This window comes from Myxococcales bacterium, from assembly GCA_016720545.1.
Lineage (GTDB): Bacteria > Myxococcota_A > Polyangia > Polyangiales > Polyangiaceae > JAAFHV01.
The window spans coordinates 664,393-678,447 of record JADKKK010000002.1 but is presented as its reverse complement, the minus strand read 5'-3'; the positions used below and the strand labels follow the sequence as shown (position 1 = coordinate 678,447).

Annotated in this window: 12 protein-coding genes; 3 read left to right on the top strand and 9 right to left on the bottom strand. The window is 70.1% G+C overall.

Annotated elements, in window-relative coordinates; all coding sequences use genetic code 11:
• The first annotated feature begins 17 nt into the window (after positions 1-17).
• Positions 18-1,343 (top strand): aminopeptidase P N-terminal domain-containing protein, encoded by a 1,326-nt coding sequence (locus tag IPQ09_06700; GenBank protein MBL0193904.1) that lies wholly within the window; start codon positions 18-20, stop codon positions 1,341-1,343.
• Between the two features lie 103 nt (positions 1,344-1,446).
• Here IPQ09_06700 and IPQ09_06695 read toward each other — a convergent pair whose 3' ends face one another.
• The gene (locus IPQ09_06695) at positions 1,447-2,676 is read right to left on the bottom strand and encodes a hypothetical protein (GenBank protein MBL0193903.1); all 1,230 of its coding nucleotides are present in this window, start codon (positions 2,674-2,676) and stop codon (positions 1,447-1,449) included.
• A gap of 243 nt (positions 2,677-2,919) precedes the next feature.
• Between IPQ09_06695 and IPQ09_06690 the strand changes: the two genes are divergently transcribed.
• Entirely contained in the window at positions 2,920-3,180 is a 261-nt protein-coding gene (locus tag IPQ09_06690; protein MBL0193902.1) for a hypothetical protein, read from the top strand.
• A gap of 155 nt (positions 3,181-3,335) precedes the next feature.
• On the opposite strand, the gene IPQ09_06685 is transcribed toward IPQ09_06690, so the two are convergent.
• From IPQ09_06685 to IPQ09_06650, 8 genes are all read right to left on the bottom strand, one after another.
• On the bottom strand, positions 3,336-7,553 hold the full coding sequence (locus IPQ09_06685; GenBank protein MBL0193901.1) for a hypothetical protein: 4,218 nt from the start codon (positions 7,551-7,553) through the stop codon (positions 3,336-3,338).
• A gap of 215 nt (positions 7,554-7,768) precedes the next feature.
• Positions 7,769-8,098 carry a hypothetical protein gene (locus IPQ09_06680; GenBank protein MBL0193900.1) on the bottom strand — a complete coding sequence of 110 codons (330 nt, stop codon included), beginning with the start codon at positions 8,096-8,098 and terminating at the stop codon, positions 7,769-7,771.
• A gap of 68 nt (positions 8,099-8,166) precedes the next feature.
• Complete coding sequence (locus tag IPQ09_06675) at positions 8,167-9,354, bottom strand: hypothetical protein (GenBank protein MBL0193899.1); 1,188 nt, start codon at positions 9,352-9,354, stop codon at positions 8,167-8,169.
• Positions 9,351-10,250: a sugar kinase gene (locus IPQ09_06670; protein MBL0193898.1), complete on the bottom strand. Its 900-nt coding sequence runs from the start codon at positions 10,248-10,250 to the stop codon at positions 9,351-9,353. The genes IPQ09_06675 and IPQ09_06670 overlap by 4 nt, the downstream gene beginning before the upstream one ends.
• A gap of 97 nt (positions 10,251-10,347) precedes the next feature.
• Positions 10,348-11,007 (bottom strand): guanylate kinase, encoded by a 660-nt coding sequence (gene gmk, locus IPQ09_06665; GenBank protein ID MBL0193897.1) that lies wholly within the window; start codon positions 11,005-11,007, stop codon positions 10,348-10,350.
• A gap of 67 nt (positions 11,008-11,074) precedes the next feature.
• Positions 11,075-11,584 (bottom strand): DUF507 family protein, encoded by a 510-nt coding sequence (locus IPQ09_06660; GenBank protein MBL0193896.1) that lies wholly within the window; start codon positions 11,582-11,584, stop codon positions 11,075-11,077.
• A gap of 118 nt (positions 11,585-11,702) precedes the next feature.
• Positions 11,703-12,770, bottom strand: coding sequence for a TIGR04552 family protein (locus IPQ09_06655; GenBank protein ID MBL0193895.1), 1,068 nt, complete (start codon positions 12,768-12,770; stop codon positions 11,703-11,705).
• A 145-nt stretch (positions 12,771-12,915) separates the two neighbouring features.
• Positions 12,916-13,104 (bottom strand): hypothetical protein, encoded by a 189-nt coding sequence (locus IPQ09_06650; GenBank protein MBL0193894.1) that lies wholly within the window; start codon positions 13,102-13,104, stop codon positions 12,916-12,918.
• Positions 13,105-13,628: 524 nt separating this feature from the next.
• Between IPQ09_06650 and IPQ09_06645 the strand changes: the two genes are divergently transcribed.
• Positions 13,629-14,051, top strand: coding sequence for a VOC family protein (locus IPQ09_06645; GenBank protein MBL0193893.1), 423 nt, complete (start codon positions 13,629-13,631; stop codon positions 14,049-14,051).
• Positions 14,052-14,055: the final 4 nt, after the last annotated feature.

Here is a 14,055-nt window from a genome sequence, read left to right as displayed (position 1 = left end):
CCAGCATGGAAGAGCCGATGCGACACGTCTACGCCGAGCGCCGCGAGCGCTTCGCGCGCGCCATGGCCGACAAGGAACCCGCGAGCGTGGCGGTGTTCCCCGCCGCGCCGGTCTACATCCGAAACAACGACGTCGAGCACGACTACCGTCAGGACTCCGACGTGCACTTCCTCTCCGGGTTTACTGAGCCCGACAGCGTGCTCGTGCTCTCCACGCTCGAGGGCGGCGGCGTGAAGACCACGCTCTTCGTGCGCCCTCGCGATCCCGAGCGCGAGCAGTGGGATGGCCCGCGCGCGGGTCTCGACGGGGCGCTCGCGACCTTTGGAGCCGACCAGAGCTTCCCCATCGCGGAGCTCGCGACCGAGCTGCCCAAGCTGCTCGAGGACCGCGCGCGGCTCTACTACCGCCCCGGGAAGGACCGCGCGTTCGACGACCGAGTCTTCGCGGCCCTCGACCGGGCGCGAGCGCGCGCGAAGCTCGGTCACGGCTACCCCACCGAGATCGTGGACCCTGGCACGATCGTTCACGAAATGCGCCTCCTCAAGGACGCCTCGAGCCTCGACGCCATGCGCCGCGCCGCGGAGATCACCGCGATCGCGCACGCCAAGGCGATGGCCGCAGCGCGCCCGGGGATGTACGAGTTCGAGATCGAGGCGGTGCTCCTCGACACGTTTCGGCGCCACGGATCCGAGCGCCCGGCCTACGGCAGCATCGTCGGGTCGGGTCCGAACGCGACCGTGCTCCACCACCGGTCGAACGACCGACTCATGGCGGACGGCGACCTGCTCCTGCTCGACGCGGGGTGCGAGTACGCGTACTTCGCGAGCGACGTCACCCGCACCTTCCCCGTCTCGGGGCGCTTCAGCGAGCCGCAGCGCAAGCTCTACGACCTCGTGCTCGAGGCCCAGATCGCCGGCATCGCGGCGGCGCGACCGGGCAGCACGCTCGACGCGATCCACGCGGCGTGCGTGGAGGTCCTCGCGCGGGGGCTGATCGAGCTCGGGCTGCTGCAAGGGACGGTCGCCGAGGTGATCGAGACGGCCAGCTACAAGCGCTTCTACATGCACAAGACCAGCCATTGGCTGGGGATGGACGTGCACGACGTCGGGCGTTACCACATTGCCCGAGCCCCGCGGGCGCTCGAGCCCGGCATGGTGCTGACCGTCGAGCCGGGGCTCTACGTGGGCGCGGACGACGCCACGGTCGACGCCCAGTGGCGGGGCATCGGCATCCGCATCGCAGACGACATCCTCGTGACGGCGGCCGAGCCCGAGAACCTCACTCGCGCCATCCCGAAGACCGTCGCCGAGGTGGAGGCCGCGGCCGCCCGCGCCTCTTCTTGATAGTCGAGGAGCTTCGACGCCGCCGAAAACGGGACACCCCTCGCTCCCTTGTGGCGAAAGGCCGAGCCGCGCGACTTCTGGAAGGGATCACGCTTCCAGGAGACTAGCGCGCGGCTGGCTGGCGGAGCAGCGCGAGGGCCTCGTCGGCGCGCTTCGGATCGACGTCCACCACGCAGACACCCTTGCCCGTGGAGGGGAGGAACTGCACCCGGCAGCGCCCTCGAGCGCCCGACAGGATGCTGCTGAGTGCGAAGTCGAGGCCGATGCCAGCCGCCACGAAGGCGAGGCCGGTGAGGAGAAGCGAGGGCGACGCGGCGCGCACCCCGTCGACGAACAGCGACAGTCCGAGGTAGCTCCCCACGGCGAGCGCCAGCAGGCCGGTGTACAAACCCGCGCGCGGGTAGCGGACCTCGCGCGTGGCGCGCCGGAGCGACGCGTGCGTGATGTGAAACTCTTCTTCGCGGATCGTTCGCCCGAGCAGCAGCGTCTTCGACGAGACCTTCACGCCGCCGGGCGTGACGACCACCTCGGCCGGGCGCCGGTACGACAGCGCGAAGCGACCCACGAGCCTCGCCACGCCGAACGCGAAGAGGAGCCCCGTGAGCGCCAGCGCGGTCGTCGCGACCGGCCCGCGGGGTGTGGCCTCTAGCTCGCCCTCCAGGCGTTGTCCGTCGTCGGCGCCTTCCGGCGCGGGGACGGCGGTCACGCCACCGAGCACGCGCGCGAGCAACGGATCGCTCACCTGGCCTCCGAGCTGCTTCGCGGCCGCCCTCGCGGCGGCGCTAGTCCGCGAGGCGTCGGCCAGCGCCGCGGCGCCGACGAGCGCCTCTGCGCGGCCGAACGAGGGGGTCTTCCCCGCGTCGATCCGGCGGACGGCGTCGGCCACGGCCCGCCACAGCTCGGCGGCCGAGTCCCCCATGGCGCGGTCGAGCAGCGGAAGCGCGTCGACCGAGGCGTGCGCCGCGAGCCACAGCAAGTCGCCGATGGCCGCGGCGTCGGCCTCGCCGTTCTTCGGCGGGGCCTCGGCGAGCGCGTGGGCGGCGAGCGCGGCGACGAGCGTGCGCTCCGACGCGTCCTCCGGGCCGGCCCCGAGCACTCCGAGGGCGTTGCCGAACGGCGTCGCGCAGTCCTCGTGGCTGAGGCCGTGCTCCTCTCGGAGCGCGTCGACGCGGGCGGCGTCGGCGTAGTGCACGCGCCGGCGCTCAGCGGCCTCGAACAGCACCGCGCGCGCCACCTGGGATATCTCGGAGAGCTTGGGCAGCGTCGCCAGCGCGTCGAACGCAGCCTCGGCCGAGGCGCCGCCCGTGTCTCGTGCTTCTCTCGCGCCTGCCATCGCCTCTCGCGTCCTCCCGCGTCCGCCGCGTCATACCTCGAACGACCGCGCGAGCACCACTATTCTCTCCCAGCGTCGACGCGCGATCGTCGGGGCTCGCGAGGCCCTGCGCGGCGAAAACTTGGCCCTCCTCCTGCGGGTTGGATACCGAGGGAGAGGACGGGCGTGAGCGAACGGCGAGCGCGCGAGACCGAGACGTCAGAGAGCCCGACGAGAGAGCCAGAGAGAGCCAGAGGAGATGCCATGCGCGACTTGGATCGAGTGAGGAACGAGCTGCGTGAGCTCCTGCGCGACGTGTTCGCCGCGAAGGCGTCCGGCGAGGCGTACACGCGCCTGGCGCGGGCCCACGGATACGTCGACGGGTACATGCGCGCCGTGCTGGACCTCGGGGTCCTCTCCAAGGCCGAGCTGCTCGCCCTCGTCACCGAGGAGCGCGCGCGCTCTTCGGGGCCCGCGGTCGGGCCGGCGCGCGACGACGAGCCGCGCGACGAGCGCGCCGCCTAGCCCTCTCTCACGCGGCGCCCAGGCCTTGCCGGGTCGCTTCGGGGCAAGAAACACACCGACCGCCCGGGAGCCCCCGCGCGGTCGGCCTGCCGTTGTCATCTGACCTATCCCCGCCTGCCCGAGACTCGCCTCTCGCGCGGGGGTGACGCGACCGCCTAGGGCTGCACCAGGGTCACGTCGCCGACGATGTCCTTGGTCGCCTTGTCGGTCTGGCGCCAGAAGTTCACCACCTTCGGCTCGCCCGCGACGACGCTCGGGAAGAACCCCGCGAACTTGTTCGGCTGCACGAGGGTCTTGAGCGTCCAGGTCCGGCCGCCCGCGGCCTGCGCGGAGGTCGCGACGCGGAGCGTGCCCGCCGTGGCGTCTTGGTAGTAAATCGCGAGGCCAGAGCCCTGCGGCACCACCCACGAGTCGTCGCCGACGACGTGCTTGCCGTCGGGGAACGGCTTGCCGTCGACGCCCGAGCCGTTGTCCACGACCTCGGGCGTGCCGGCCTTGCCGGCGGTCACCGAGAGGTAGCGGAGCGACTCGTCGAGACCGCTCACGTACGAGACGTGCCAGGTGCCGTCGTCGCCGACGGTCAGGTGCGCGCCGACGCCCACATCGCCGGTGTCCTTCGCGGTCTTCTGATCGCGCGAGCCCGTCTCGCCGTCGAGGATGAACGTGGTCCACTTGCCGCCGGCCTGCTGTGCGCCGACGAGGTTGCCGTGGATGCGGTCGTAGAAGACCACCCCGAGGCCGTCCTTCGTCTTCGCGAGGCTGACGTACGCGCCGTACGCGTTCGGGTACGCCTCCACGGAGTTCGCGTTGATGATCGACACGCAGGTGGCCTTCCCCGCGACCGCCACGCAGGCTTTGCCGCTGCCGCAGTCGGCCGGGCTGCAGCCGGTCGCCGTGTCGGTGCAGGTGCCCGTGTCCTTTACGCAGGTCTGCTTGCCCGTGCACATGCCTACGCGGCAAGGCGCGGCCTTGTCGGCCGCGGCGTCCTCGAAGGCCCACGCGCCGCCGTCGGCGGGTGAGGGGGAGCTCGCCCGGGCGACGACGACGTGGGACAGCGCCTTGCCGCCCGTGCCAGGCTCCATGGCGAGGAACGCGACGACCGGCTTGTCGTCGATCAAGACCATCTTCGCGTAGCGGCCGAAGTCGCCGGCGGGCGTGGCCGGCGCCTTCAGCACGTAGCTGGTCCACGCGTCGCCGCGCTTGGTGGCGTACTTCAGCGACTTGTGCGTGGCGTCGTAATAGACCACGCGCGGCGCGCCGTCGGAGCCGACCTGGATGCTGGTCCAGAGGCCCACGTCGTCGCCCGACTCGGTCTCGCCCTTGCGCCAGCCGGTGCGGTCGTGGTCGGGGCAGGTGTTCGGCTCCCGCGCGGGCACGCCGTCGACGGTCTCCCACTGCACGGCCTGCTTGCCCGTGTCGTAGCGGCCGACGACCAGGTCGCCGTAGAGCGTGTCGCCCTCGTTCGACAAGAGCGCGTCGTTGTAGCCCGCGACGTACAGCGTGCCGTCGGGCGCCTTCGCGGCCGACGTGTACGCGCCCACGATGCCCGGCTTCAGCGCAGCCTCGCACTCTTGCTTGCAGTCGGCGCCGCAGAGGACGCTGGCCTCGCCGCCGGGAGGCGGGCCCTCACCGCCGCACGAACAGCCCTGCGAGGTGGCAGTGACGGCGAGGAGCGAGCCGAGGCCGAGGGCCGCGTGGAAGCGACTGCCCGAGGCGCGCGTCCCCGCGCGGACCGCTAATGGGGCCGGGCTGTCCGCGGAAGTGCCTTGCTCGCGCCGCTTGCGGATGGCGAGCAGCGAGAGCGCGACCAGCGCAGTCGCCAGCAGCCCGCCGGTCGCGTCTTTGGCCGGGTTCGTGTCGCCCGTCGTCGTGCACCCGCCGCAGCCCCCGGTGGCGGTCCCCAAGGTGGAGTCAGCCTTGCCGCGGATGAGCGCGCTGCTCGAGCGGCCGATGTTGCCCTCCTCGTCGCGGACCTCGACGTCCACGTCCTGCCCGGGAGTCGCCGGGAGGACCTGGTCGTTCGCGAGCGGGGCCCACGCCGACCACACATCACCCACCTTCGTGCGGAGCTCCAGCTTGTCGCTCGGGGTGACGAAGTCGAAGGCCGAGAGCGAGAGGCCCTTGTCGGTCTCTTCGAGCTTCACCTCCGGCGGGAGCACGTCGATGCGGAACGGCACGTCCGCGGGCGACGAGTCCTCGGTCTCGGGCTGACCGACGAGGCGCGAGGTGACGTGGAGCGTGTGGTTGCCTTGGTAGAAAAGGTAATCCTCCTTGACCTTTAGCTCCTTGGCGCGCGACCACGGGCTCGGGAGCCCCTTGTCGATGCTGTAGGAGTACTCGACCGCGTTCTTGCCATCTTCAAGGCTCGAGCCGAGCGCGAGGGTGAGCACAGGGAGGCGCTCGCGGTCGTACCCCGCGAAGGTCATGGCCTCCGCGTGGACCTCCTTCGAGACCAGCTTCGCGTGGGTGTCGCTCTCGACGGTGGCCGTGGGCGCCGCCTTCGAGAGCGTCGCGAAGAGGCCGATGAAGTCGTCCGAGCCCTTCGTGAGCTTGCGGATGCCGCCCTCGGGGATGGTGAGCCCGAGGCCGAGGCTCGAGAGCGCGCCCGACAGGTCGACCGGCGAGATGCCGCCGCCGATCGCCTGGCCCACGAGGCCGGAGAGGATCGACTGGAGGCCCGCCGCGATGGCGGCGGGGTCTTCGGTGAGGAGATCCGAGTTCGTGACCTTGGCGTTCGTGATGGTGAGGTCGCCGATCGTCGGGAGCAGCCCGCCGTTCGGGTTCTTCGCGCTCTTGCCGGTCTGCAGGTTGACGGGGACTCGCACGTCGCCCTCGAACGTGAACGCCCGCACGTAGCGGTCGTACGACCACACGTAGAAGTCGATCGCGAACCTCTTCATGGTGATCGCGAGCAGCGGATCGGTCTTCACGTCGGCGCCCGACCCGAGCTTCAGCTCCGGCGCCGTCTGCGGGCGCGTGGCGATCGCGAGCGACGCCGCCTTCTGCTCGAAGGAGAGCTTCTTGATCGACGGGATGAGCAGGCTCACGAGGCCGCTGTTCAGCTGCTCGAGCTGCTCGGTGGTGACGCCGAGGCAGAGGAGGCCGCTGTTGTAGACGCTGCCGAGCGCGTAGTTGAGGAAGCGGCCGGCGAGGGCGATGCCGAGGTGGTGGGGCGGCGTGCCCTGCGGGAACCCCGCGACGTCGTCCTTCGTGATTTCGTCGGGGATGGGGATGCCCGTCGGGACCGGGATGTCCGCCTTCGGCACGCAGTTCGACTGCGGCTGCGGGATCGCGCCGCCGAGCATGCCGAGCGTGGCGCCGTTCTTCGTGTGGCCCACGTAGGGGACGTTGTCGGGGTCGAGGCCGGGGAGCGGCTTCATGTCGCCGCCCGCCGCGAGGGCGATGTCGATGCCGCCGGAGGCGCCGGGCGAGATGCTCTTCAGCGCGCTGCTCAGATCCATGTGCCCGTCCATGCCGAGCAGGGTGGGCACGCACTTGTTCGCGTCGGAGTTGTAGACGCACTTCGTGTTGCCCGCGTTCGGCTTCGAGCCGGTGGGGCAGGGCGGGTTCGCGCCCGGAGTGGGCGCCGTGCACAGCTGGTCGTTCAGCAGGTCCTTCACCTGCGAGTCGAGGCCGCTCTTCAGCTGGCCCACGATTTGGTTCTTGATGAGGCTCGAGTTCGTGATCGCGCTGCAGAGCGCGCTCGCGAACCCGCAGTCGGAGCAGATCTGCACCTCGTCGGCGTTGAGCGCGCTCAGGTCGACCACCGCGTTCGCGGCGTCGATCTTCGAGTAGCCGTCGCGCGGCGACACGGTCTCGGCCGCGATGGGCAGGGTGATGGTGACCGGGAGCGGGTGCGCGCCCACCGCGGGGCGCCCGCCGGAGCAGCCGCCGTCGCCATAGCCGATGTAGAGCGTGATGCTGAGATCGGGCAGGATCGAGTGCGTGAGCCGCGCGTTGACCGGCGTGTTCTTCAGCACGAGCGGCAGCACGCCGCGCACGCGGAGCGCGTTGGTCTTCACCGCGTCGAGCTTGAAGGTCGACTGCTTGATGTCGACCGTCGCCGTGCAGCGGCCGGTGGTCTCGTCGGGGCCGCCCACGCAGAGCGTGGCGCCGAGGTCGTAGCCGAGGGCGAGCGAGTTCGGCCCGATGACCGACTGCGGAATACCGAACGACAAGAGCCCGTTCGGGGCCTTCGTGAGCTGCGTGGCCAGGTCCGGCGCGTTGGTCGCCAAGAAGTCGAGCGCCGGCCGGGTCATCCGGACGGAGCCGGCGTTCTCGATGGCCTTGTCCTTGGGGAAGCCGCCGGGGAGCGGCGTGACGCCGCAGCTCTGACACCCGCTGGAGCACCCGCCGCCGCTGCACGAAGCCACGAGAAGAACGCTCGCCGCGCCCAAAGCTTTACGCCACCATGCACGAACCATGTGTCCTCCGTGGCGTCGCGCGCGCGCGACGCCTGCCGCCGGTATTCGGTGAGCATGACATTACCTGGAGTGCGCGCTACCGAAAGCACCCATTCGCGCCTGAGGCGCGAAAGGTCGGACGAATTTGCCGTGACGCACCGCAGCGCGCGGGCCGCGCGACGAGCTCAGCTCGTGGCCTCGGCGAGGTGCACGAGGGCGGCCGCGATGGCGGTCGCGAGCTCGACCCGTGGCGGCCCCATCGCGAGGGGGCGCTCGAGCACCAAAAAATCGCGGGCGATGACGTCGTACCGCGCGCGGTGCCGGAGGTGCACCAGCGCGCGGCCGCCGCCAAGATCGAGCCGGGGCGCCCCCTCGAGGCTCACCTCGGGCGCCTTTTCGCGGCCGAAGCGGTCGAACACCGCACACAGAACGGCCCACGGCACCGCGACCGACTGCCCCTCGTAGGTGAGGCAGAGCCGGTCGTCATCGCTCAGTCCGTCGTCGAGCTCGAGCACTACACCCGATCGATCGCCGTCGCCCGCCTGGCCTGAGCCCTCGACCAGCCGGAGCCTCGTCAGCGCCGTCAGTCGCGCCTCGCGTCTTGGCTCGCGTCCGCGCTCGCGTCGGGTGGGGCCGCGTCCGGCGGGCCCGCGTCGGGCACGGTCGCGTCGGGCACGGTCGCGTCGACGCCGCCGTCCTGCGTGCTCGCGCCGCTGCAGCCCGCCACGCCGGCGCCGTCGAAGATCTTGGCGCCGCTCGCGGCGAAGGTGGCGGCGAGCCACACCGAGTCCTGGCAGTCGCCCGCCTTCTTGGTCGTGGAGCAGTAGTCGCCTTTGTACGTGAGCTTGCCGTCCGCGCCGCGCAGGCACTTGCCTTCGGCGTTCGGTGTGCCCTGGGAGAGCACCACGCAGAGCGAGCGGCCGAGGTCGCGGATGATGACCGCGTCGGCTTCTTCGAGCGTCATGTAGCCGCCGAGCGCGCCGGCAGTGAGCCACTTGGGGCACGAGGTGGGGTCCTCGGCGCAGTCGGACTGGAGGCCCTCTTTGCGGAACGATCCTACGCAGTTGCCGTCATCGCTCAGGGTGACACCCGACACGGTCACGTCCGACAGGGGCAGCACGATGCTGCTCGCGAGGTCGGACGAGAGGAACACCGGCACGTTGAGCTTCTGCTTCTCGGTGGTGCGGAACGTGTCGCCTTCGAAGGCGATCTTGAAGCGAGCGGGCTGGATCGTGATGCCGTTGGCGTTGTAGCTCGCGAAGCAGAAGCCCTGCCCGAGCGGATCGGTGGGGGGCGGCGCCCCGCCTGTGACGAGCTCGTTCGCCTCACGATCCACGCGGAAGATCCACGAGAAGAGCCCCTTACCGACCTCGCCGCAGCTCTTCTCGGCGAGATCGATGTTCAGCGTGACGACGGTGCGCTGGATGAACTCCTGGGCGAGGGCCGCGGGCGCCGCGATGTTGAGCCGGCGAATGCGCAGGTCCTTGATCTTTTTGCCCTTCTGGTCGGCCAAGGGCAAGCAGGTGCTCGCGGAGCCGCAGCGGCCCTCGTCGATCGCGCACCCGGGCTGCGGGGTGCACTCTTTGCTCGAGTTGTCGCAGTTGGGCTCGGGCAGCTGCCCAGGCTCAATCTGGCAGGCGCCGCCCACCGGGGAGGCGCCGTCGCTCCTGAGGTGCGGGTCGTCCTTGCACGAGGCGAGCCCCGACGACGCGGCGAGCGCGAGCGCGCCCAGCGAGCCGACGAGGACCGCGGTCAGCGGGCGTGCGCTCACGACCCGCTCTGCGCTGCGGGGGCCGGGAGGCTCAGCGAGCCGCCGAAATCGACCATGCGGCGGAAGCCCTCGACGCGGTCCTCGAGCTCCGCCCGGGTGAGGCGGTGCAGGCGCGCCGAGCCGATGTCCTCGACGCAGAACGAGCCCATCGCCGACGCGAAGTACATCGCGCGCCGGAGGCCCACGGGCGTGACCTCGCCGTCGCTGGCCAGCGAGCCCATGAGGCCGCCGGCGAACGAGTCGCCCGCGCCGGTGGGGTCGAGGACCGTCTCGAGGGGGTACGCGGGCGCGAAGAACACGCCCGCCTCGTCGAAGAGGAGCGCGCCGTGCTCCCCGCGCTTGATGATGAGGCGCGAGGGGCCGCGCTTCCGGATGTCGGCGGCCGCCTTCAAGATGTTGGAGATGCCCGACAGGTCGCGCGCCTCTTCGTCGTTGATGATGAGGAGATCGATGCGCTTGAGGAGCGCACCGAGCGCCGCGGGCTCGCCGTGGATCCAGAAGTTCATCGTGTCGGCGGCGACGAGCTTGGGGCGATCGACCTGGTCGAGCACGCTCGACTGGAGGGCAGGGTGGATGTTGCCGAGCAGCACGAACGGCGTGCCCTTGTAGCTGGGGGGGATCTTCGGCTGGAAATCGGCGAACACGTTGAGCTGCGTGTCGAGCGTGGTCCGGCTCATGAGGTCGTCCGCGTAGCGGCCGTGCCAGCGGAACGTCTTGCCCTTGGCCCGCTCGACGCCCTCGGTGCTGACGCCGCGGCTGCGGAGATCCGCGAGGGTGTCGTCGCCGAAGTCGTCGCCGACCACGCCGACGATGCGGACCGGCGAGTAGAACGACGCGGCGAGGGACGAATAGGTGGCCGCTCCGCCCACGACGTTCTTGAACGAGCCGGTGGGCATCTCGAGGTCATCGAAGGCGAGCGAACCGACAATCAGCAGCGGGCTTTTCACGTGCGAGTCCTCTTTTCTTATGGACAATCAAACGGTTGCGATCGACTCAGCGCGCGATCGCGCCCCTGCGGAGCAGCGACTCGGCGAGGGGGGCGCGGCGTCGGCGCTGCGCGCGCTCCGCGAGGATGACCCCCGAGAGCTCCTCGAACGCGCGCGCGAGGTCGTCGTTCACGACGAGGTAGTCGAAGAGGCCGTAGTGCTCAATCTCGCCCTCGGCCACCCGGAAGCGCCGCTGCACGACCTCCTCCGGCTCGCTCGCCCGGCCGCGAAGGCGGCGGAGCAGCTCGTCGAGGGACGGCGGGAGGATGAACACGGCCGCCACGTCCGGGGCGCGCGCGCGGATTTGCCGCGCTCCCTGGTAGTCGATGTCGAAGATCATGCCGCGGCAGCCGGGCGTGGCCCGCGCGCGGTCGATCTCGGCGCGGGAGGTGCCGTAGAGGTTCCCGTGGACCTCGGCCCACTCCATGAAGGCGTCCTGCTCGACGAGGCCCTCGAACGCGGCCCGGTCCACGAAGTGGTAGTCGCGGCCGCCCTGCTCGGTGGACCTCGGCGCCCGCGTGGTGTGGGACACGCTGAAGACGAGCTCCGGGAATTTCGCCTCCAGCATGCGCGTCAGCGTGGTCTTGCCGGCGCCGCTCGGAGAGCACAAAATGAGGAGCAGGAAGTCGTCGGCGGTCGCCATCGTTCGTCGCGATGATGCACCCATCGGGCGCCAGAATCCAGGATCGTCGCGCCAGAACGGGCGCGGGGACCAACTCCTCGGTCGGCCTCGCTCAGCCGCCGCGCTTGCGGCGGACGCCTTCCATTACCCGGGCGTATTCCACGTCCCAGGTGCTGGTGCCCTCTTTCAGGTGGCGGAGCTGCAGGCGCACCTCGGCGTCGAGCTCGGCGTCGTGGGCCATGTGCTTCTTGAAGAAGGGGACCATCTGGCGGCGCAGCTCCACGTCCTCGGCGAAGATCTCGTCGACGTGGTTCGAGTGGTGGAACGACTGGACGACCTGATCGAGCAGGTAGTCGAGCATTTCGTCGCCCACTTTTATGCCCATGGTCTCGGCGAGCTGGGCCCGCACTCGGGTGAACTCGCTCGCGCCGCGGCCCGTGCGCTCGAGCAAATCACGGGTCTTTTGGCCCACCTCGCGCTCGGCGTCGACGTACGACTTCAGCACCGCCTCCACGTCGGCGATGACCTCGGACGGCGCGGCCGCCTCGATGCTCTCGCTCTTGACGAGCGCGCGGACGCACTCCTGGGCGATGGGGAGGGCCTTCGAAGCGAAGAGGCGCATGCGGCGCAGGGTACGAGGGCTTCGCGCCGCGCGATAGGAGAAAGCGCACGGTAGGCGGACGGGGGAGGCGAATGATGGCCGCGCGGAGGTGAAGCGCGAGGCGAAGCTCGGCGACCGCTCAGGCGCGCGGCGGCTTCCGGCGACCGGCGAGCTTCATCTCGCGCATCCCGAGCTGGAGGCGGCGCATCACGGCCTTCTTCTGGCGTTCCTTGTACTTCGCGTGGGAGGCCTCGCCGAGCTCGTTCGAGGCCTCGGTCGCCCGGTCGATGACCTGGAACTCGCAGACCACGAAGATGACCGGCCCGAGGTCGGCGGCGGCGGGCGGCGCGTGCTCCAGCACGCGGGCGGGCACTCGGACGGGCAAGTCGACCACCGTGTGGATGACTCGGTAGTTGGTCGCCGAGAACACGTTGTCGCTGGGCGTGTACTCCTCGTCGCGGCCGGCCTGCATTTCCGGGAGCATCGGGCCGAGGTGCGGGCTCTGCGAGCAGTACTTCTTGAAGTGGAAGATGGAGTTGATGCTCTGCCCGGGGATCACGTAATTGAAAGGGAATAGCTTCTTCGTGAGGTACTGCAGCACCGGGAAGATGTCCTCCCGGTCGCGCACCACGATGCGAAAACGCAGCTTGTCGAAGATCTGCGCCGCGATGGTCTCCTGCTTCGACAGCAGCTTCGTATAGAGCGAGTCCTTGTTCTTGCGACCGCCCACGAGCTCGGTGATGGGGAAGCCGCCCGCGAGCATGCCGCCTATCACCCGGTAGACCTTCTCCTCGACCAGGTGGAACACGTCCTGGTCGGAGATCGGCAGCAGGAACAAGAGCTCCCGGCTGTCGAGGTGGTGGATGATGTGCATGCACTTCAGGATCGAGCATGCGCAGATCTGCCTGTGCCCTTTGCCCACGGCGAGCGCGAAGAGCTCTTCCACCGAGGCGTTCTCGACGGGCTTCGGGATCGGGTAGTCGAGGTGCCGGCGCAGGTAGCCGATGGCCTCGGCGCGGAGGTTCCGCATGCGCGCGCGGTCGGCGGGGTTGGCTGCCTGGAACTCCTGCGAGGCGAGGAACTCGTCGGCCTCTCCGGCCACGAAATTCAGCCGGTGCCAGTCGATCACCGAGTCGCCGCGCAGGATGAGCCTCACGGCCTCCAAGTCGGCGAGGGTGAACTCCTCGAGGCGCTTCAGCCCAGACATCGCCTACGACCCTACCGGCGATGCCGGCCGCGCACCAGAACGATGCGGCGGGGGGCCGTCACCTGCCGGCGAGGGGCTCCCGATCCGGGAGCCGACGGGGAACAACCGGCTCCAGCCCGCGTACATGGTCCCGCGGGCGGTGGGCTCAGGCCTTCTCGACCTGCGAGTCGTGCTGATCGAGGGCCGGGGTCTGGGCCTGCCGGTTGAGCGAAAGGGTGCCTACGAAGATGCCGATGGTGAGCGCGAGGACAGCCATGTGCCCGAGGAGTGCGCCTGACCAGCCGGCGATGGCGATGGGGGCGAGAGCGGCGACGTACCAGTGAGTGAGCTTCATTCTTCTCGTTCCTGCTCCGGAGTCCCGAAGAGTGGGGCCAAGGTCACGACGGGGGTTCCCTCCCAACCACCGACATGTAGGATACCGTACGACACCTTGGCGCCGTGGCCAAACTTGTACTGACATCGGTGTCATGGGATCAAACAAAAACGTTCAGTGGTGCTCGCCCATCACCTTTCAGGATCCACGCCAAGTGGTGGAGATCGCGTTTCTTTCCACGTTATCGCGAAGTTTGCCGTTTTCTTGACTTCCACGGGCGCGGGGACGCGTGGTCTGGCGCCCACGGGTTGGGTCCAGGCAGCCGCGCGGGGCGTTCCGAGTCCAGCGACAACGGAATGACAGGCGCCTTTTTGCCGGGTCGCGTGGCGCTCTGTTCAGGTGCTGGCCGCGACTGCCGGAGTCACGCGCCGCGGCCCCGTGCCCGTAGCCGGCCCCGACCCTCACGTCCGACCGGAGGACGTACTTGGTGGCGCCCCGGGCAAGCCTGGCGGCGCGCGCCGGGATCTCCGGTAGACTCGCGGCCCATGCGCTTCCTCCACACCATGCTTCGCGTGCGCGATCTCGACCAAGCCCTGGCGTTCTTCGTAGGGGCGCTGGGCCTCCGCGAGGTGCGCCGGACCGAGCGCCCCGAGGGCCGCTTTACCCTCGTCTTCCTCGCCGCCGAGGGCGACGCGGGCGGGGAAATCGAGCTGACCTACAACTGGGACGAGACCGAGGGTTACCCCACGGGCCGCTTCTTCGGTCACCTCGCGTACGAGGTCGAGGACATCTACGCCGCGTGCGCGCGCCTCCAGGCCGCGGGCGTGGTCGTGAACCGGCCACCGCGCGACGGGCGCATGGCGTTCGTGAAGTCGCCGGATGGCCACTCGATCGAGCTCATCCAGCGCGGTGGGGCGCTGCCGCCCGCCGAGCCGTGGCTCTCGATGTCGAACACCGGCGCCTGGTGAGCGG

Excerpts from the sequence above, each read along its gene's own strand:
- IPQ09_06700 (MBL0193904.1), top strand. The coding sequence starts at position 18 with ATGCGACACGTCTACGCCGAGCGCCGCGAGCGCTTCGCGCGCGCCATG.
- IPQ09_06695 (MBL0193903.1), bottom strand. The coding sequence starts at position 2,676 with ATGGCAGGCGCGAGAGAAGCACGAGACACGGGCGGCGCCTCGGCCGAG.
- IPQ09_06690 (MBL0193902.1), top strand. The coding sequence starts at position 2,920 with ATGCGCGACTTGGATCGAGTGAGGAACGAGCTGCGTGAGCTCCTGCGC.
- IPQ09_06670 (MBL0193898.1), bottom strand. The coding sequence starts at position 10,250 with ATGCCCACCGGCTCGTTCAAGAACGTCGTGGGCGGAGCGGCCACCTAT.
- gmk (MBL0193897.1), bottom strand. The coding sequence starts at position 11,007 with ATGGGTGCATCATCGCGACGAACGATGGCGACCGCCGACGACTTCCTG.
- IPQ09_06660 (MBL0193896.1), bottom strand. The coding sequence starts at position 11,584 with ATGCGCCTCTTCGCTTCGAAGGCCCTCCCCATCGCCCAGGAGTGCGTC.
- IPQ09_06655 (MBL0193895.1), bottom strand. The coding sequence starts at position 12,770 with ATGTCTGGGCTGAAGCGCCTCGAGGAGTTCACCCTCGCCGACTTGGAG.
- IPQ09_06650 (MBL0193894.1), bottom strand. The coding sequence starts at position 13,104 with ATGAAGCTCACTCACTGGTACGTCGCCGCTCTCGCCCCCATCGCCATC.
- IPQ09_06645 (MBL0193893.1), top strand. The coding sequence starts at position 13,629 with ATGCGCTTCCTCCACACCATGCTTCGCGTGCGCGATCTCGACCAAGCC.